Source organism: Methylobacterium persicinum, from assembly GCF_022179525.1.
Classification (GTDB): domain Bacteria; phylum Pseudomonadota; class Alphaproteobacteria; order Rhizobiales; family Beijerinckiaceae; genus Methylobacterium; species Methylobacterium persicinum.
In genome coordinates this window covers 1-18,219 of record NZ_BPQX01000022.1, presented here as the reverse complement: position 1 = coordinate 18,219, position 18,219 = coordinate 1, and the positions used below count along the sequence as shown (strand labels likewise).

16 protein-coding genes are annotated in these 18,219 nt (G+C 67.0%); 8 read left to right on the top strand and 8 right to left on the bottom strand.

Going from position 1 to position 18,219, the window contains the following annotated elements:
• Positions 1–64 precede the first annotated feature (64 nt).
• The 5 genes from rnd (at position 65) to xoxJ (ending at position 5,942) form a co-directional block, all read left to right on the top strand.
• Complete coding sequence (gene rnd, locus MFF22_RS09665; protein WP_238248758.1) at positions 65–1,228, top strand: ribonuclease D; 1,164 nt, start codon at positions 65–67, stop codon at positions 1,226–1,228.
• 90 nt (positions 1,229–1,318) lie between these two features.
• Positions 1,319–1,600: a hypothetical protein gene (locus MFF22_RS09660; protein WP_238248757.1), complete on the top strand. Its 282-nt coding sequence runs from the start codon at positions 1,319–1,321 to the stop codon at positions 1,598–1,600.
• Between the two features lie 949 nt (positions 1,601–2,549).
• The gene (gene xoxF1, locus MFF22_RS09655; protein WP_238248756.1) at positions 2,550–4,355 is read left to right on the top strand and encodes a lanthanide-dependent methanol dehydrogenase XoxF1; all 1,806 of its coding nucleotides are present in this window, start codon (positions 2,550–2,552) and stop codon (positions 4,353–4,355) included.
• Between the two features lie 133 nt (positions 4,356–4,488).
• Complete coding sequence (locus MFF22_RS09650; RefSeq protein ID WP_238248755.1) at positions 4,489–5,097, top strand: c-type cytochrome, methanol metabolism-related; 609 nt, start codon at positions 4,489–4,491, stop codon at positions 5,095–5,097.
• On the top strand, positions 5,097–5,942 hold the full coding sequence (gene xoxJ, locus MFF22_RS09645; RefSeq protein ID WP_238248754.1) for a rare earth element methanol dehydrogenase accessory protein XoxJ: 846 nt from the start codon (positions 5,097–5,099) through the stop codon (positions 5,940–5,942). Before MFF22_RS09650 ends, xoxJ begins: the two co-directional genes overlap by 1 nt.
• Before the next feature lie 140 nt (positions 5,943–6,082).
• Here xoxJ and MFF22_RS09640 read toward each other — a convergent pair whose 3' ends face one another.
• From MFF22_RS09640 to MFF22_RS09625, 4 genes are all read right to left on the bottom strand, one after another.
• Positions 6,083–6,895, bottom strand: a complete 813-nt coding sequence (locus tag MFF22_RS09640; RefSeq protein WP_238248753.1) for an enoyl-CoA hydratase/isomerase family protein — start codon at positions 6,893–6,895, stop codon at positions 6,083–6,085.
• Positions 6,896–6,929: 34 nt separating this feature from the next.
• Positions 6,930–8,150, bottom strand: coding sequence for a CaiB/BaiF CoA transferase family protein (locus MFF22_RS09635; protein WP_238248752.1), 1,221 nt, complete (start codon positions 8,148–8,150; stop codon positions 6,930–6,932).
• A gap of 2 nt (positions 8,151–8,152) precedes the next feature.
• The gene (locus tag MFF22_RS09630; RefSeq protein WP_238248751.1) at positions 8,153–9,445 is read right to left on the bottom strand and encodes an MFS transporter; all 1,293 of its coding nucleotides are present in this window, start codon (positions 9,443–9,445) and stop codon (positions 8,153–8,155) included.
• 270 nt (positions 9,446–9,715) lie between these two features.
• Entirely contained in the window at positions 9,716–10,966 is a 1,251-nt protein-coding gene (locus MFF22_RS09625) for an MFS transporter (protein WP_238248750.1), read from the bottom strand.
• 457 nt (positions 10,967–11,423) lie between these two features.
• Between MFF22_RS09625 and MFF22_RS09620 the strand changes: the two genes are divergently transcribed.
• Entirely contained in the window at positions 11,424–12,380 is a 957-nt protein-coding gene (locus MFF22_RS09620; protein WP_238248749.1) for a L,D-transpeptidase, read from the top strand.
• 121 nt (positions 12,381–12,501) lie between these two features.
• Here the strand turns inward: MFF22_RS09620 and hemW are convergent, their stop codons facing one another.
• From hemW to rph, 3 genes are all read right to left on the bottom strand, one after another.
• Positions 12,502–13,677 carry a radical SAM family heme chaperone HemW gene (gene hemW, locus MFF22_RS09615; RefSeq protein ID WP_238248748.1) on the bottom strand — a complete coding sequence of 392 codons (1,176 nt, stop codon included), beginning with the start codon at positions 13,675–13,677 and terminating at the stop codon, positions 12,502–12,504.
• A 140-nt stretch (positions 13,678–13,817) separates the two neighbouring features.
• Positions 13,818–14,453 carry an RdgB/HAM1 family non-canonical purine NTP pyrophosphatase gene (rdgB, locus tag MFF22_RS09610; protein ID WP_238248747.1) on the bottom strand — a complete coding sequence of 212 codons (636 nt, stop codon included), beginning with the start codon at positions 14,451–14,453 and terminating at the stop codon, positions 13,818–13,820.
• Complete coding sequence (gene rph, locus MFF22_RS09605) at positions 14,450–15,163, bottom strand: ribonuclease PH (protein ID WP_238248746.1); 714 nt, start codon at positions 15,161–15,163, stop codon at positions 14,450–14,452. Before rph ends, rdgB begins: the two co-directional genes overlap by 4 nt.
• A gap of 161 nt (positions 15,164–15,324) precedes the next feature.
• On the opposite strand from rph, the gene hrcA reads away from it, so the two are divergent.
• The gene (hrcA, locus tag MFF22_RS09600; protein WP_238248811.1) at positions 15,325–16,380 is read left to right on the top strand and encodes a heat-inducible transcriptional repressor HrcA; all 1,056 of its coding nucleotides are present in this window, start codon (positions 15,325–15,327) and stop codon (positions 16,378–16,380) included.
• Positions 16,381–16,523: 143 nt separating this feature from the next.
• On the opposite strand, the gene MFF22_RS09595 is transcribed toward hrcA, so the two are convergent.
• Positions 16,524–17,315 (bottom strand): DUF1236 domain-containing protein, encoded by a 792-nt coding sequence (locus tag MFF22_RS09595; protein ID WP_238248745.1) that lies wholly within the window; start codon positions 17,313–17,315, stop codon positions 16,524–16,526.
• 230 nt (positions 17,316–17,545) lie between these two features.
• Here MFF22_RS09595 and MFF22_RS09590 point away from each other — a divergent pair.
• Positions 17,546–18,219 (top strand): MFS transporter (locus MFF22_RS09590; protein ID WP_238248744.1); only part of this gene is annotated, 674 nt, incomplete at its 3' end.

The following is an 18,219-nucleotide window of genomic DNA, read 5'->3' as shown; positions in this document are numbered from 1 at the left end:
GGAAACAGCCCCGTTCGAGCCTGAACGGCTCCCCATTCCGCCGGAGCTTGCGTATAGCCGAGCGATGGATTTGATCACGACCACCGGCGAATTGCGCGACGTCTGCACGCGGCTGGCCACGCAGCCCTTCGTGACCGTCGATACCGAATTCATGCGGGAAACGACCTACTATCCTAAGTTGTGCCTTATCCAGATGGCGGCGCCCGACGGCAGCGCAGTCTTGGTCGATCCCCTCGCGCAGGGCATCGACTTGCAACCCTTCGTCGATCTGATGGCGGACGAAGGCGTGGTGAAGGTCTTTCATTCCGCCCGTCAGGATCTGGAAATCGTCTGGATGCTGGGACAGACCCTGCCGCATCCGTTCTTCGACACACAGGTCGCCGCGATGGTCTGCGGCTACGGCGATTCCGTCTCCTACGAGCAGCTCGTCAACGACGTCGCCAAGGCCAAGATCGACAAGTCATCGCGGTTCACCGACTGGTCCCGCCGGCCGCTCTCGGACGCACAGCTCGCCTATGCGCTGTCCGACGTGACCCATCTCGTAAAGATCTACGAGGTCCTGGTCTCCGAACTGCTGCGGACCGACCGCGGGGCGTGGCTGGACGAAGAGATGGCGGTCCTCACCTCTCCGGAGACCTATCAGGCCGATCCGCAGCAGGCGTGGCGCCGGCTGGCGGGGCGGATGCGCAAGCCGCGTGAGATCGCGATCCTGATGGAGGTCGCGGCATGGCGGGAGAAGGAAGCGCAGTCGCGCAACGTCCCGCGGGGCCGGGTTCTGAAAGACGAGGCGGTGATCGACGTCGCCTCGGCGGCACCGCGCAGTGTCGAAGCGCTGGGGCGGCTGCGCACGATACCGGCCGGCTTCGAGCGGTCACGGACCGGCGCCGACATCCTGGCCGCGGTCGAGCGCGGCCTCGCCAACGATCACGGGGCGATCGCGATGCCCGAGCGGACCCGCCGATCCGGCGGCAACGGCGCCCTGGTGGAGCTTCTCAAGGTCCTCCTCAAGGCGGTGTGCGAAGCGGAGGGCGTGGCGCCCAAGATCATCGCCACCGTCGACGACCTGGAGGCGCTCGCCGACGACGACGCTGCCGAGGTACCGGTGCTGCAGGGCTGGCGCCGCTCGCTTTTCGGAGAAAAGGCCTTGGCTCTAAAGCACGGCCGGCTGGCCCTCTCGGCAAGGGGCAACCGCATCGTGGTGCACGACCTCACGGCCCCCGTCGCCTGACACAGCTGTGATGATCGTCGCTGCAGGGCGGTGACAGGGGCCTGCTTCGGGATTAAGCGGCAATAGGTTTGCCGATTCATCCTGGCCACAATGCCCGAGCACGATCCCCAGGTATCGACCGGACGTGGGCTCGTTCAGGCCGAGGGCTGCGAACCGGTGCGGGTCCGGTATCGCCTCGTGATCGAGCGCCGCCCGGAAGGGCCCTTCGCCCACGGCACGCTGACCGGGCGCCACTCGGGCCTGTGGCCGATCTGGCTCGAGCCCGATGCCCATCTCCGCCTAAAGAACGGACGCTCCCTCGCGATTTCCGTCACCGACCTCGTCGGCGACGTGGCGGAATTCGAATCGACCGGGCCCGTTCCGGAAGCCTGACCGCTCCCGCCGTTCACACCGCCGAAGCGTCTTCTGTCATCCTTGGATCACCTCCGCGGTCATTGCGAGCGAAGCGAAGCCACCCACGGATCCGCCACATCCTAAGAGGTCCCGCCGCCCTGGATTGCTTCGCTTCGCTCGCAATGACGGCGTAGCGGCACGGGAGATGAGGCGATCCAGAACGCTTCTCACAAATGCGCTCACGCTTCGCTCGGCTCGCTAGCGCGGTCAGTGGCTCGGATAACGTTCGATGAGTGCTCTGGCCTGCGGGCTCAGATCTGCCACTTCGCTGTCGATGGGAGCGATTCTTCCGGTCGCCGGGCATCGCCGCCTGCCGAAGCCCTTCGGTCTGTAATCCGTTGCCGAATTTTCCCGAGATTTTTAGGAACATCATGCGGCGAGACGGCGCAATCACCCCCTCGTGAGGCCGGTTCGGCAATCCCGTCGGTCGCGCGCAAGCGCCTCCCTCTGCCGCATCGCAAAATCTTTGCTCGATGGTCAAGCTTGGCTGCCTAACGCCATATAGTTCGCGCTAGAAGACGACAGAACAACGAAGTTTTGTAGACCAAGCCACTACAGCTCTTCCGACGCCCACAACGATTCTGATCCGAGCCGCGCTTTTTCATCGCACCGCACACTGAAATTGTGCAAAGCGGCAATTCTGTTGCTTTCGTAAATCAGAAACCATGAGGCGGCTTGCCGGTGGAACCGCCGTCAAACTCCGTGTTGACGGCGCTCAAAAATCTCTTAAGGTCCGTCCCAGCTTCGGTTTCGAGGGGGCGGCCCAAGGGGATGGGCGGCCTCTGGCCGGTAGTCTGAAAGACTACCGTCACCCAATCGCCCGCTATCGAGGCTTTATCCCTGTCGCGAAAGAGTCAGGTTACAGTTCTTCTCACATCGCCTTCTTGGCGTGTTCTGAGAACTTGATAATGACTTGTCGGAGGAATCCATGAGAGCGGTACATCTCCTTGCCCTCGGGGCAGGCGTTGCGGCCGTCGCCACGCCGGCGCTCGCCAACGACGACGTGATGAAGCACCTCAACAATCCTGCTGAGCAGGTGCTTCAGACGGTCGACTACGCCAATACGCGTTATTCCAAGCTCGATCAGATCAATGCCAAGAACGTGAAGGACCTCCAGGTCGCCTGGACGTTCTCGACCGGCGTTCTGCGCGGCCACGAGGGTTCTCCCCTGGTCGTCGGCAACATGATGTACGTGCACACGCCGTTCCCGAACATCGTCTACGCGCTCGACCTCGACCACGACGCCAAGATCGTGTGGAAGTACGAGCCGAAGCAGGATCCGTCCGTGATCCCGGTCATGTGCTGTGACACGGTCAACCGTGGTCTGGCCTATGCCGACGGCGCCATCCTCCTCCACCAGGCCGACACGACCGTGGTTTCGCTCGATGCGAAGTCCGGCAAGGTCAACTGGTCGGTGAAGAACGGCGACCCGTCGAAGGGCGCGACCAACACCGCGACCGTTCTCCCGGTCAAGGACAAGGTCATCGTCGGCATCTCCGGCGGCGAGTTCGGTGTGCAGTGCTCCGTCACCGCCTACGACCTCAAGACCGGCAAGCTGGTGTGGCGCGGCTACTCGGAAGGCCCGGATGACCAGATGCTGGTCGACCCGGAGAAGACCACCGAGCTCGGCAAGCCGATCGGCAAGGACTCTTCGCTGAAGACCTGGGAAGGCGATCAGTGGAAGACCGGCGGCGGCTGCACCTGGGGCTGGTACTCCTACGACCCCAAGCTGAACCTCGTGTACTACGGCTCGGGCAACCCCTCGACCTGGAACCCGAAGCAGCGTCCGGGCGACAACAAGTGGTCCATGACCATCTGGGCGCGTAACCCGGATACCGGCGTGGCCAAGTGGGTCTACCAGATGACCCCGCACGACGAGTGGGACTATGACGGCATCAACGAGATGATCCTCTCGGATCAGAAGGTTGACGGCAAGGAACAGCCGCTTCTCACCCACTTCGACCGTAACGGCTTCGGCTACACCCTGAACCGTGAGACCGGCGCCCTCGTCGTCGCCGAGAAGTACGATCCGGCCGTCAACTGGGCGTCCAAGGTCGACATGGACAAGGGTTCGAAGACCTACGGCCGTCCGCTGGTCGTGTCGAAGTACTCGACCGAGCAGAACGGTGAGGACGTGAACTCGAAGGGCATCTGCCCGGCGGCTCTCGGTTCGAAGGACCAGCAGCCGGCGGCCTACTCGCCCAAGACTCAGCTGTTCTACGTTCCCACCAACCACGTTTGCATGGACTACGAGCCGTTCCGGGTGACCTACACTCCGGGCCAGCCCTATGTCGGTGCGACCCTCTCGATGTACCCGGCCCCGAACTCTCACGGCGGCATGGGTAACTTCATCGCCTGGGACGGCGTGAACGGTAAGATCAAGTGGTCGGATCCGGAGCAGTTCTCGGTGTGGTCGGGCGCGCTCGCCACCGCCGGTGACGTGGTGTTCTACGGGACCCTCGAGGGCTACCTGAAGGCGGTCGACGACAAGACCGGCAAGGAGCTCTGGAAGTTCAAGACCCCGTCGGGCATCATCGGCAACGTGATGACCTACCAGCACAAGGGCAAGCAGTACGTGGGCGTCCTCTCGGGCGTCGGCGGCTGGGCGGGCATCGGCCTTGCGGCCGGCCTGACCGACCCGAACGCCGGCCTCGGCGCGGTGGGTGGTTACGCGGCTCTGTCGCAGTACACCAACCTCGGCGGCCAGCTGACCGTCTTCGCTCTGCCGAACTAATAGGCCGCAGCGAACCCCACAGAAACGATGCCGGCGCGGTCTTCCGCGCCGGCATCCTTGCGATTAAGCTACGCGGTCAAGGGGTCTCTGCTCGAAGGGAGACGGAAAGACCTCAATCAGGGAGAAGCCCACGTTGCTCCACCTCAGCACCATCATCACGCGGCCCGTTCTGGCCGCCCTCGCCCTAGCGACCGTTTCCGTGGTCGCCGTACATGCTGAGGATGCCAAACCCGATCCCGCCCTCGCCAACTCGCTCAACGCGAACGACAAGACCGCTGAGCAGGATCCCGCTCTCCTGAAGAAGGATGCGGCGGTGAAGATCGAGGACGGAAAGTACATCGACGCCGACGGGCATCCGACCTTCCACGTCACCGACGACGGCAAGAAGCTCGATTGGTACAGCTATTCCGGCTACCGCCGGTACCACGCCGAGTGCCACGTCTGTCACGGTCCGGACGGCATGGGTTCGACCTACGCTCCGGCGCTCAAGGATTCGCTGAAGCACCTCTCCTATGAGGAGTTCATCGGCATCCTCGTCGGCGGCAAGCAGGACGTAAACGCCGCCGAGCAGAAGGTCATGCCGGCCTTCGGCGACAACAAGAACGTCATGTGCTACTCGGACGACCTCTACGTGTACCTGAAGGCCCGTGCCGCAGGTGCGATCGGCCGCATCCGGCCGAGCGACCACGAAGACAAGCCCGACGCCGCCAAGAAGACCGAGAAGGAGTGCATGGGCTTCTAATGGCCCGCGCCCCTCAGCTTGCGATCCTCTGCGCCCTGTCGATGACGGTGGCGCAGGGGGCTGTCGCACAGCACCTGCCGGATACCGTGACGACCGACGTTCTGCGGGTCTGCGGCGACCCCGGCAACATGCCGTTTTCCGAGCGCAAGGAAGACGGCTTCGAGAACAAGATCGCCTCGATCATCGCGGACGAGCTGAAGGTCAAGGTCCGCTATTACTGGCTGACTCAAGGTCCAGGCTTCGTTCGCAACACCCTCGGTACTGGTCTATGCGACCTGATCGTCGGCCAAGCCTTCGGCAGCGATCTCGTCCAGACCACCAATCCCTATTACCGCTCGATCTATACCCTGGTGACCCGTGCCGGCGACCTGGACGGCGTGACCGCCCTCGACGACCCCCGGCTCAAGGGCAAAAAGATCGGCGTCATCGCGGGCACGCCGCCGGTGAATCGGATGGGGGATCTCGGCCTCATCCCGGATATGAAGGCCTACGCGCCTTACGCCCTCGACCCGCAGCGCAAGCATCAGACGGTAGCTGCCGAGGTCATCGCTGACCTCGCGTCGAAGACCATCGATGCGGCCGTGCTCTGGGGGCCCGCCGCAGGCTGGCTTGCCAAACAGAGCGGGACGGCCATGGTCGTGACGCCGCTGCTCAAGGAGCCTGAGCGTCCGCCGATGGCCTATCGCATCGCCATGGGTGTCCGGATCGGCGAGAACGACTGGAAGCGCACGCTCAATACCGCCCTGCGCAAGCGCAAGGCCGACATCGAGAAGGTGCTGCGCGACTACGACGTTCCTCTGCTCGATGAGGACGAGAACAAGCTCGCGGCTCCGGGCGAACGCTAGGACGTCCTCGCGGCGTTCGGGCGAGTTCCGAAACCCGCGTCGTTATTGCGAGCAGAGCGAAGCAATCGAGGGATCCGGCACCTTCGGAGGTGGCATGCTTCCCTAGATTGCTCCGCTGACGCTCGCAATCACGTCGCGGATCAGCGTCCCTTCCAGTCCGGCGGACGCTTGCCCAGGAACGCTTCCATGCCTTCCCGGAAATCCTGGCTCATGTAGCACATGAGGATCAGGTCATCGCCGGGGCGGGGAGCGTCGGCCGGAAGATCCTCTTCCTCGGCGAGCCGGCGGAGGCCCTCTTTCGTAGCCTGCATGGTCAGGGGCGCGTGGCCCGTGAGCAGCGTGGCGAGGGCATCGACGCGTTCGGTCAAGGCATAGCGGTCGTCCACCACCTCTCCGACGAGGCCGATCGCCAGGGCTTCCTCGGCGCCGACAAGCCGGGCGGTGAAGATGATGTCCTTCACCCGGGCCGGGCCGATCAAGTTCGAGAGCCGCTTCAGGTTGCCCTGGCTGAGGCAGTTGCCCAACGTCCGGGCGATGGGAAAGCCGAACCGTGCGTCGCGGGTGGCGATCCGCAGGTCGCAAGCCGCCGCGATGGCCGCGCCCCCGCCCGTGCAAGCGCCCGCGATGGCGGCGATGGTCGGCACGCGCAGACATTCCAGTCCGCCCAGGACTTGATCCATGAAACGCTCGTAGCCGAGGGCATCCTCAGCCGTCTCGAACGCCCGGAACTGCGTGATGTCGGTGCCGGCGGCGAAGGCCTTGTCGCCTGCGCCGGTGATGATCAGGGCCTTGACCGCCGGATCGGCGGCGATGTCCTCGCAGCAGGCGATCAGCCCGCGATACATCGCGAAGGTGAGGGCGTTGCGCGCCTGCGGCCGGTTCAGGACGATCCGGGCCACGCCGGATTCGTCCTTGGTGAAGACCAATTCGTCGGTCGGGGCGTGAGCGTTCATCGAAGCCTCCGGACAGTCGGGAGCGGGCACGGGATCAGGCGCGGGTTTCGCGCACGATGCCCCGGGTGATCAGGTCGTCGATCGCCGCCTCATCGTATCCCGCTTCCGCCAGGATGGAACGGGAATGCTCGCCGAGCAGAGGGGCGGCCCCGTGCACGCGCCCCGGCGTCCCGGAGAACTTCACCGGAAGACCGAGCGTCTGCATTGTCCCGATCCGGGGATGCTCCACCTCGACCACCATCTCCCGGGCGAGGGTCTGCGGATCGCGGTGCATGGCATTCACGTCGAGGACCGGCCCCGCCGGCACGCCCCCGGCTTCGAGCCGGGCGAGCCAGCTCTCCGAACTTTGAGCGCGGAAGGCGGGTGCCAGGGTGGCGGCGAGGTCCTCCCGGTTGGCCATCCGGTCCCGGTTGTGGGCGAAGCGCGGATCCTCGGCGAGGCTGTCCATGCCGATGGCCTTGAGCAGGCGGAGCCAGTTGGTCTGGTTGGCCGCCCCGATGGTGATCCAGCCGTCCGCGGTCTCGAAGGCCTCGTAGGGGGCATTCAGGGGGTGTGCCGAGCCCATGGGGCCGGGGGCGATCCCCGTCGCCATGGCGATGGCCGATTGCCAATAGGTGTGGGTGATTCCCGCCTCGAACAGGGATGTGTCGACGGCCTGCCCCTCACCGGTCTTCAGGCGCCTTGTGTAGGCCGCGAGGACGCCCATGGCCGCGAGGATGCCCGCGGTGATGTCGGTGACCGGCGGGCCGCACTTCATCGGCGGCCGGCCGGGACCTTCCCCCGTCACCGACATGAGGCCGCTCATACCCTGGGCCACGAGATCGAACCCCGCCCGGTCGGCATAGGGGCCACTGCGGCCGAAGCCGGACAGCGAACAGTAGACAAGGGCGGGGAAATCCCGGTGCAGGGTATCGTAGCCGAGGCCCAGCCGCTCCATCGTGCCGCCCCGATAGTTCTCGATGAGTGCGTCGGCCTTGGCGAGGAGGCGCCGCAGAACCGCCACGCCCTCCGGGGCCTTCAGGTCGAGGGCGATGCCGCGCTTGCCGCGGTTCATCATCATGTAGGCGGCGCTCTCGCCCTCCAGGGCGGGGGGCACCGTCCGGCGGGTATCGTCCCCTTCGAGCTTCTCGACCTTGATCACCTCGGCGCCCATGTCGCCGAGCATCAGGCCACAGACTGGCCCCGCCATGATGTGCGCGAGCTCGATCACCCGCATGCCGGTGAGGGGACCTTGCCGTCCCGGCGCGTGGACCATGCTCACTCTCCCGCGGGGACGCTGGCGATCCGCCCGGCCGGATCGGCCGGTGCGGCCTCGAACTCTCGCTCCGGATGCATCGTGAAGGCGAGTACCGCGCCCAGGAGGCAAAGGCCGATCGATCCGATGAAGGGGAGGGTCCAGCTTCCGGTCTTGTCGACGATGAAGCCGAACACGACGGGCGAGACGATGGCCGCCACGGCAGAGCCTGTGTTCATCAGGCCGCTCGCCGTGCCGGCATATTTCGGTGCGATATCCATGGGGACCGACCAGATTGGGCCGATGACGAGTTCGGAGAAGAAGAAGCCGGACGACAGAAGCAGGGCGACCAGGGTCAGGTCATGGGTGAAGAACACCCCCGTCAGGCTGGCGGCCGCCCCGAGGAAGCCCACCACGATCACCGAGAGGCGGGCTAGCTTCACGTTGCCGGTGACATGGCCGATGCGGTCGCTCGCCATGCCGCCGACGGTATCGCCGATGACCCCGGCGAAGAACACGCCCGACGCGAAGAGGGCCGAGTTTTTCAGATCGAGTCCGTAGCTCTCCTTGAAGAAGGTCGGGAGCCAGCCGAGGAACAGCCACAGCGTCCAGCCGTAGCAGAAATAAGTGACCGTCACCGGAAGCATCCGGCGGGTGAGGGCGCCCCACGGGACGGCTTGGCGGATGCCGACCTTCCGCGGCGCAGGCAGGGTCTCGAGTTCGGCCTTCGTAATTCGGGCGTGATCGGAGGGATCGTCCCGGAAGTAGAGGTACCAGACGACCACCCAGACGAAGCTAAGCACACCGAGCACGTAGAAGCTCACGCGCCAGCCGAAGTGATAGATCAGGAAGGCGACGATGGGCGGGGCGACGGCATTGCCGAGCCGGGCGAAGGCGTGGGTGATCCCCTGGGCGAAACCACGCTTTCCGGGGGCCGTCCAGTTCTGCATGGCCCGGGTGGCGGTCGGGAAGGTGGCGCCCTCGCCGAAGCCGAGGAGAACACGGGCGAGGAACAGGCTGGCGAGGCCGCCGACCAAGCCCGTCAGCACCGTCGCGGCCGCCCAGATGATGCCGCAGACCATCAGCGTGCGCCGGGCGCCGAAGCGATCGCCCACCGAGCCGCCGATCACCTGAAAGATCGCGTAGGGGTAGGCGAAGGCCGACAGCATCAGCCCGAACTCGGTCTTCGACATGCCGAGGTCGTGCATCATCACCGTGCCGGCCGTCGCCAGGTTCACCCTGTCGAGGTAGGTGATGAAGTACATGATGCAGAGCAGGCCGAGCACGCCGTTCGTGGCGCTCACGCGCTTCATCATCGCCCGTTCCTCCCGGCGGTGCTGCGGACGTCTGACCGTCCCGCCCGCACGGCGCCACGTCCCGGAAGGGCGAGCGCTTTTTCTAATACGTTATTCAAACTCGTCTCGGCGCCGTTGGCAACCGCAGATCATTCTTGGATCCCCTATGCAATCGGGACAAACCGTGCGGGGGGAGGGCGGTTCACTCGTTCTCTCCCTCATGCGGCGCGACAGGGGCAAACGCAAACGGGGGCCGCAGGGCCCCCGTCGCGTCGCCACGGATCGTTGTGGTCAGGCGGTGGCCGGACGGAGCTCCCGGGATTCACCCGTATCGGGGGAGGTGAGGGCTTTCCCCCGCGGACCGACCCAAGAGCCGACCCAGCTCCGCTGCCACAGGAACAGGCAGCCCAGCACCACGGCCGCAAAGGCGGCATAGATCACGAAGCCGGTGGCGAAGTGTCCAGTATACTGCTTCGACATCCCCATAACGTTGGGCAGGATCGCTCCGCCCAGGGCTCCGACTTCGCCGATCATCGAACCCGCCACCGCGGTGTTGTTCGGCCAGCGCAGAGGCACCAGCTGGAACAGGGCCCCGTTCCCGGCACCCAGCGCCGCGAAGCAGAACATGAACAGAAGCGTCGTCAGGGCGAGGGATGGGTTCGTCGTCAGGCCGAGGAACGCCGCCACCGAGGCCAGCAGCACCACGGCGAGAACGGCCACGCCGCCGAGCTTGTCGGCGAAGTAGCCGCCGACGATGCGGATGCCGGATCCCATCAGGGCGGCAAGCATCGTGAGGCGTCCGGCCTCAACCTTCGTCACCGAAAACTGCTCGTAGAAGAAGGTCGGCAGGAAGTTCGAGAGACCAATGAAGCCGCCGAAGGTGATGACGTAGATCAGCGAGAACGCCCAACCATCCTTCGTGAACAGGCAGGAGATATGCTCCTTGAAGGACTGGCCATGGAGATCCGGCGGCTCCTTGGCGAGGACGATCATCACCACCAGCGGCAAGAGCATCACCACGCCCGCGAAGCCGTAGACGGCCTGCCAGCCGTACATCTGCGCCAGGGGCGGCGCGAAGAGCACTGCCAGCACGGTGCCCGAATTGCCGGCACCCGCGATGCCCATGGCGAGGCCTTTATGCTCCGGCGGGAACCAGCCCGACCCGAGGGAGAGGGCGACGCCGAAGGAGGCGCCGGCGATGCCGAGCAGGACGCCCATGGCGAGGACGTCACTGTAAGACGAGACGACGAAGAAGCCGTACGCCATCGCCAGGATGATGATGCTCATCTCGGTGATCGCGGCGTTCTTCCGGCCGATATACTGGGCCAGCACGCCGAGGGGAAACCGCATGATTGCGCCGGCCAGGATCGGCAGGGAGATCATGAAGCCCGTTTGGGCCGGGGTCAGTTTGTAGGTTTCGGTGATGAACGGGCCCATCGCACCGTTCAGCACCCAGATCGCGAAGCAGAAATCGAAATAGAGGAAGGCCGCAAACAGAGTCGGAGGATGCCCCGACTTCATCACAGTCTTGAAGCTTGCCATCGATGAGGTGCTCGTCTGAGTTTGCAAGCCGCGACGCGGCCGCACATGCCGGAGGTCCGGACTCACACCGTCCGCTGTCGGGAGCGCCGTTGCTCCGCATGCCGCGCCAAGGTCGGCGAGGGTGAGAATGCACGAGCCATGCCAGCGCCCGGGGGACCGATCGGCAGGCCGGCCCCACCCCACTTCGGTTTTCGCAACGGAGGGCCTGGCCGGTGGCGGTGCTTGCGAACAAGGCAAATCTGCTGCGCAAACGGGCGCAGGACCGGTCTGCGAAGAAATCGGGGATGATCTTGCTGCCTTCGTGCAACAGAGCCGCCGGAAAGGCCGCGCCGGGCGGGTATGTCTCCGCCTGCGCTTGGCGCAGCGCCACGAAATCTGTAGATCTCGCGTAAGCTTGGCCGATGGCCGGTGGTATGGTCCACCCGCGATCCGCACTCTTCTTCCAGGAAGTCCCGCGATGTCCGCCCCGCTCCGCCTGTTCCTCCTCGCCGGCCTCGCCGCGTGCGCAGCGGCCTCACCCGCCCTGGCGCAGAGCCGCGCCACCGTGGCCGATGCCCGGATGGATGGCGATGCCGACCGCCTCTACCAGGATCAGAACGGCGCCTTTTACCTGCGCCGCGGCGACCGCTACGTCCCCTATGCCGGCCGGGTCGAATTCGGCCGCGCGGTTCTCGACCGGCAGGCCGCCGCCGCGCCTGCCGCCGTCCCCGCCATGTCGCCGCCCCCCGCGGCCCAGGCGCAGCAATCCCGTCAGGCCGCCCTCGTGCAGCCTGAGGCGTCGGGCGACCCGGCCCTCTCGCCCATCGAAGCCGCCAAGGCGAAGGCCGTCCTGCGCGCGCCCGACAACGGCCCGATCGATTACGCGAGGGCCTACGGTCCGGTCGAGGACGACGTGTTCCCCGTGCGCGCCTTCGACTACAAGAAGATGAACCCGGCCTACCTGCGCCAGGAGATCGCCTATCACGGCCCCTACGAGCCCGGCACGATCATCGTCGATCCGCGGGCTCACCAGCTGACCCTGGTGGAGGAGGGCGGTCGCGCCCGCCGCTACGGCGTCGGCGTCGGCAAGCAGGGCTTCTCTTGGTCGGGTACCGCGACGGTCAACTCGAAACAGGCTTGGCCGGACTGGTATCCGCCCAAGGAGATGATCGCCCGCAGCCCGAAGCTCGCGAGCGAGGTCGACAAGCTGCAGAGCGGCCTCGGCGTGTCGGGCGGCCTGCGCAATCCGCTCGGTGCCCGTGCGATGTATCTCTGGCAGGGTAACAAGGACACGCTGTTCCGCATCCACGGAACCCTCGAGCCCTTCTCCATCGGCAAGAGCGTGTCGTCCGGCTGCATCCGCATGATCAACCAGGACGCCATCGACCTGTTCAGCCGGGTGAACGTCGGCACCAAGGTCGTCGTCCTGAACTGAACACCGCCGTCATTGCGAGCGGAGCGAAGCAATCCAGCGGCGCCACGGTCGGACACGGCCCGCTGCCCTGGATTGCTTCACTGCGTTCGCAAGGACGTGCGCGCGCCCGGACGGGCGGCCATTAGCGGGCCAGCTCGGCCACGAGGGCGTTGAGCACCGGAGCCCCGGTGGCGGTCGCGGCGATCCGGCCGTCCGGCCGGCGTGCCAGCAGACCGTCCTGCACCAGGGCGGTGATGCGCTCCGAGTCGAGGGGCCTGCCCTTGAGGACGGCGTAGCGGGCGGGGGCGATCCCCTCGGTCAGCCGCAGACCCATGACGAGGAACTCGTCCGCCTGGGCGGCGGCATCGAGAGTCTCGGTCTCTGCGATGCCGTGGCCCTTGGCCTCGACCCGGGCGAGCCATCCTTCGGGAGAGCGCTCCGTGACGGTGCCGATCCGCCCCCCCGTCGTGACGAGCCGGCCGTGGGCGCCGGGGCCGATGCCGGCATATTCGCCGTAGCGCCAGTAGAGCAGGTTGTGCCGGGCCTCCGCGCCGGGGCGGGCGTGGTTTGAGATCTCGTAGGCCGGCAGCCCGGCGGCGGCGCAGACCTCCTGCGTGACGTCGTAGAGAGCGCGGGCGACGTCCTCGTCGGGAATCACGAGCTTGCCGGCGGCGGCGAGGCCGTAGAACGGCGTGCCGGGCTCGATGGTCAATTGATAGAGCGAGAGATGCTCCGCCGCCCGGCCGATCGCCTCCGTCAGCTCGGCCCGCCACGCGTCTGGGCTCTGACCGGGGCGGGCATAGATGAGGTCAAAGGAGGTTCGGGCGAAGGTGGTCTGCGCGATACGGATCGCCGTGAACGCTTCGGCCGCATTGTGCAGGCGCCCCAGGGTCTTGAGCGAGGCGTCATCCAGCGCCTGCACCCCGAGGGAGACGCGGTTCACCCCCGCCGTCCGATAGCCCTGGAAGCGACCGGCCTCCACGCTCGACGGGTTGGCCTCGAGGGTGATCTCGGCGTCCGGCGCCACGCTCCAGTGGTTCGCCACCGCATCGAGCAGGCCGGCCACCGTCTCCGGCCGCATCAGCGAGGGCGTGCCGCCGCCGAGGAAGACGCTCGTCACCACCCGGCCCGGCACCCGCCCGGCGACATGCGCCATCTCGGCGCGGAAGGCCGTCAGGAAGCGCGCCTCGTCGACGCCCGCGTGGCGGACATGACTGTTGAAGTCGCAATAGGGGCACTTCGCGGCGCAGAACGGCCAGTGCAGGTAAACCCCGAAGCCCGCGTCACGGGTGGGGTGGTCAGGGATGGTCGGTGGCATGTCGCGCCTGTCAGGGCGGTCGCGCGGCATGTCCTCGTGCCGTCATCGCGAGCGCAGCGAAGCGATCCGGAGCCGTGCTTGCTGGAAAGCCAACGCGCGTTCCCGGTTTGCTCCGCTGTCGCCTGCAAAGGCGGCAGGTGTCAAATCCGCGCCGCCGGGGTGAGGCACTCCCGCGCAAGGTTCACGAAGGCCCGGGCCCTATGGGAAAGGCCACGTCCAGCCCGCCAGTCCACCCCGTGCTTCTCCTCGGCGGACATCTCGCCGAAGGTGCGCACGTGCCCGTCCGGCCGGAACAGGGGATCGTAGCCGAAGCCCGCATCGCCCCGGGGCTCCACGATGTCGCCGAACACCCGCCCCTCGAACAGTTCCGTGTGCCCGTCCGGCCAGGCCAGCACGAGGGCCGAGACGAAATGCGCCCGGCGATCCGTGGCCCCCCGGGCGTCGAGCTCGGCGAAGATCCGCGCCATGGCCCCGGCAAAATCCTTCGTCGGTCCCGCCCAGCGGGCCGAGAAGATGCCCGGCGCCCCGTCGAGGGCATCGACGCAGAGGCCGGAATCGTCGGCGAAGGCCGGCAGACCCGTGGCCCGGGTGGCCGCATGGGCCTTGATCGCCGCGTTCTCGGCAAACATCGTCCCGGTTTCATCGGGCTCCGGCAGGCCGAGCTCGCCGGCCGACACCGCCTCGATGCCGAAGGGCCCCAGAAGCTCCCGCATCTCGGACAACTTGCCCGCGTTGTGGGTGGCGATGACCACCTTGCCGGTCAGGGGCCGCCTCACGCGATGGCCTCCTTCTGCAGGGCGACGAGGCGCTCGGTGCCGGACCGGGCGAGCCGGAGGAGTTCCAGAAGCTGCGCCTCGGTGAAGGGATCCTGCTCGGCCGTGCCCTGCACCTCGACGATGCCGCCCTTGCCGGTCAGGACGAAGTTGGCATCCGTTTCGGCGGCGGAATCCTCCTCGTATTCGAGATCGAGGATCGGCATGCCCTTGTAGATCCCGCAGGATATTGCGGCGACGTGATCCCGCAGGGGATCGACGGAAATGATCGAGCGGCTGCGCATCCAGGCGAAGCAATCGTGAAGGGCGACCCATGCCCCGGTGATCGCCGCCGTGCGGGTGCCGCCATCGGCCTGGATCACGTCGCAATCCACCGTCACCTGCTTCTCGCCCAGGGCCGACAGGTTGGTGACGGCGCGCAGCGAGCGGCCGATCAGCCGCTGAATTTCCTGCGTCCGGCCGGAGGGCTTGCCGGAATTGACCTCCCGGCGCGTCCGCTCATGGGTGGCGCGGGGCAGCATGGCGTATTCCGCCGTGACCCAGCCCTTGCCGGAGCCCCGCAGCCAGGGCGGTCCCCGCTCTTCCAGGGTGGCGGTGCAGAGCACCTTGGTGTTGCCGAAGCAGACGAGGCACGAGCCCTCGGCGTAGCGCGCGACGGCGCGTTCGAGGGTCACGGGCCGCAACGCGTCGGCGGCACGGTGGGATGGCCGCATGCGAGGCCCTTTCCGTATGAGAGGTGCGGGCCGGGCTCATAGGCCGCACCGCCACGGCGGGCAAGCGGCGGATTGATCCGCGGCCCCGGCGCGGACATGATCCGCGCGCAGGATCGCCGAACGTGACACATCAGAGCTTCGACATTTCGCAGAACCCATCGATGCAGGCCCTCGCCGCCCTCAACGAACGAGCGCGCGAGATCTTCCGGCAGATCGTCGAGAGCTACCTGACGACAGGTGAGCCCGTGGGCTCGCGCAACCTCGCGCGCATCCTGCCGATGGCCCTGTCGCCGGCCTCCATCCGCAACGTCATGGCGGATCTGGAGCATTCGGGATTGATCTTCGCGCCGCATACCTCCGCCGGCCGTCTGCCGACGGAGCAAGGCCTGCGATTCTTCGTGGATGCCATGCTCGAACTCGGCGATGTCGGGCAGGATGAGAAGGACCGGATCGAGGGCCAGATGCGGTCGGTCGCCTCGCGCCACACTTTCGAATCGGCCCTCACGGAGGCCTCCACCCTCCTGTCCGGGGTGTCCCGGGGGGCTGGGGTGGTCCTCACCACCAAAGCCAACGCGAACCTCAAGCATATCGAGTTCGTGCGCCTGGATCCGAGCCGCGCTCTGGTCGTCCTCGTCTCGGACGACGGCACCGTCGAGAATCGCCTCCTCGACCTGCCCGCCGGCCTACCGGCGGGCGCCCTGCAGGAGGCGACGAACTACCTCAATTCACGTCTCGCCGGCCGCACCCTCGGGGGGCTGCGCGCGGAGATCGAGGCCGGCCGCCTCGCCAAGAAGCGCGAACTGGACGAACTGACCGAGCGGCTGGTGGATGCGGGCCTCGCAACACCCGTCGGCCCCTCCGAGGCCCGGCAACTCATCGTCCGCGGCCAGGCCAACCTCCTGGACGACCTGCGGGCGGCCGAGGATCTGGAACGCATCCGCCTGCTGTTCAACGATCTGGAAACCCAGAAGGACGTGATCGACCTCCTCGCCCGGGCCGAGCAGGGGGAGGGGGTGCGCATCTTTATCGGCTCCGAGAACAAGCTGTTCTCGCTCTCGGGCTCGTCCCTCATCGCCGCGCCGTTCCGCGACGGGTCGCAGAAGATCGTCGGAGTCGTCGGAGTGATCGGCCCGACCCGGCTGAACTACGCCCGCATCGTGCCGATGGTCGACTACACGGCCCGCGTGGTATCGAAACTGCTCGACGGCGGGCGATGAGCCACCGACCCGCACTCACATCCTCACCGTCATGGCGAACGAAGTGAAGCAATCCAGGGACGCGCCACTCACCGACGCGGCCCGCTCCCTGGATTGCTTCGCGATGCTTGAAATGACGGCTTTGGGCCTGAGGGCGGTGCCCCTTACAACGGGATCACGTCCACGATCTCGTAGGTGTCCGGATCGATGATGACGATGTCATCGCGCACGAGGATGTAATCGTACCCCTCGTAGTCCGGAACGAGTTCGACGATCGACGGCGGCAGCCGATGAAGGCCGATCGAGCGCGGGATCGCCGTGCCGACGCTGAGGGCGAAGTTCACATCGTTCAGGCGCGAGACGCCCGCCCGCGTGATCGACTGCCGGAACTCGCCGCGCCGGGCCGTGTCGAGGCGTGAATAGCCGCCACGGGCCGAGCCGCCCGCTTCCCGTCCACCCCGTGCCCCGGGACCGCGCTCGCCCGCCCTGCGCTCGCCGCCGGCATTCGGGCCGCCCCGTCCGTCGGGGCCACCCCGCTCCGCCGCGCCGCGACCCGGACCGTTCGGCCCTTCCTCGCGGGCATTCGGACCGCCCGGACCGTTGCCCCGCTCGCCGGGGCCGCCCCGATCGGCCGCGCCCCGTTCGGCAGGGCCACCCTGCTCGGCAGGTCCGCCGCGCTCGGCGGCGCCACCCCGCTCCGCAGGACCGCCGGCCGCCGGGCCGCGACCGGGTTCGCCGCCGCGCATGCCCCCCGGCGCTCCGCCGCCACCGGCCGGACCACCCGCGCCGGGTCCACCTGCACCACCGGGCCCGCCCGCGCCGGCCGCTCCGCCGGCCGCACCGGGACCGCCCGCACCCGGTCCACCGCCGCCACCCGGGCCGCCCTGGGCGAAGGCGGTCGTCGCCCCCGCGATGATGATCGCTGCGGTAATCGTGCCGCGAAGTATTCTGTTCATCCGCCGTCCCGCCGTCGCTGTGGGCGCGCCCGACGGGCGCTCGACCCGGGCCGGAACGGGAAATGCTTCGAAACCGTTCCGCGCCGCTTTCGCCGCAACCGGGTGACATCGCGTCACCAAATCGGGTCTGCCGGAAGGTCGGCGCTTGCGGTCGAAGTCCTGGGCTGGCACGTCTCCGGGATTACAAGAAGCCGGTCCAGGGCCGGCCAGTCGTGAGTTCCGGAGACGCCATGTCCACTCCCCCCGCAGGGCATATCAGCATCGATTCGAATACCCACGATGCCGCCGACCGGCGCCGCCGTATCATGGCGATCGTCGGTTCCTCTTCGGGAAACCTCGTCGAGTGGTACGACTTTTACTGTTACGCCTTTTTCGCACTCTACTTTGCCCCGGCCTTCTTCCCGAAGGGCGATTCCACAAGCCAGCTTCTCCAGACGGCCGGCATCTTCGCCGTCGGATTCTTCATGCGCCCGGTGGGCGGGTGGCTCTTCGGCCGCATCGGCGACCGGGTCGGCCGGCGGACCTCCATGGTCATCTCCGTGCTGATGATGTGCGCGGGGTCGCTGCTGATCGGCGTGCTGCCGACCTACGACACGGTGGGCACCCTGGCGCCGGTGCTCCTGCTCCTCGCCCGGATGCTCCAGGGCCTGTCGGTGGGCGGTGAGTACGGCACCTCCGCCACCTACATGAGCGAGGTCGCCATCAAGGGGCGCCGGGGCTTCTATGCCTCGTTCCAGTACGTCACCCTCATCGGCGGACAACTCCTCGCCTCCCTCGTGCTGGTGGCACTCCAGTCCTTCATGACCGCGCCGGAACTGACCGCCTATGGCTGGCGCATCCCGTTCTTCATCGGGGCGGGCCTCGCCATCGTGGCGCAGGTACAGCGCCACGATGGCGAGGCCCG

Coding starts and splice junctions, on each gene's coding strand:
- rnd (WP_238248758.1), top strand. CDS start 65: ATGGATTTGATCACGACCACCGGCGAATTGCGCGACGTCTGCACGCGG.
- MFF22_RS09660 (WP_238248757.1), top strand. CDS start 1,319: ATGCCCGAGCACGATCCCCAGGTATCGACCGGACGTGGGCTCGTTCAG.
- xoxF1 (WP_238248756.1), top strand. CDS start 2,550: ATGAGAGCGGTACATCTCCTTGCCCTCGGGGCAGGCGTTGCGGCCGTC.
- xoxJ (WP_238248754.1), top strand. CDS start 5,097: ATGGCCCGCGCCCCTCAGCTTGCGATCCTCTGCGCCCTGTCGATGACG.
- MFF22_RS09640 (WP_238248753.1), bottom strand. CDS start 6,895: ATGAACGCTCACGCCCCGACCGACGAATTGGTCTTCACCAAGGACGAA.
- MFF22_RS09635 (WP_238248752.1), bottom strand. CDS start 8,150: ATGGTCCACGCGCCGGGACGGCAAGGTCCCCTCACCGGCATGCGGGTG.
- MFF22_RS09630 (WP_238248751.1), bottom strand. CDS start 9,445: ATGATGAAGCGCGTGAGCGCCACGAACGGCGTGCTCGGCCTGCTCTGC.
- MFF22_RS09625 (WP_238248750.1), bottom strand. CDS start 10,966: ATGGCAAGCTTCAAGACTGTGATGAAGTCGGGGCATCCTCCGACTCTG.
- MFF22_RS09620 (WP_238248749.1), top strand. CDS start 11,424: ATGTCCGCCCCGCTCCGCCTGTTCCTCCTCGCCGGCCTCGCCGCGTGC.
- hemW (WP_238248748.1), bottom strand. CDS start 13,677: ATGCCACCGACCATCCCTGACCACCCCACCCGTGACGCGGGCTTCGGG.
- rph (WP_238248746.1), bottom strand. CDS start 15,163: ATGCGGCCATCCCACCGTGCCGCCGACGCGTTGCGGCCCGTGACCCTC.
- hrcA (WP_238248811.1), top strand. CDS start 15,325: ATGCAGGCCCTCGCCGCCCTCAACGAACGAGCGCGCGAGATCTTCCGG.
- MFF22_RS09595 (WP_238248745.1), bottom strand. CDS start 17,315: ATGAACAGAATACTTCGCGGCACGATTACCGCAGCGATCATCATCGCG.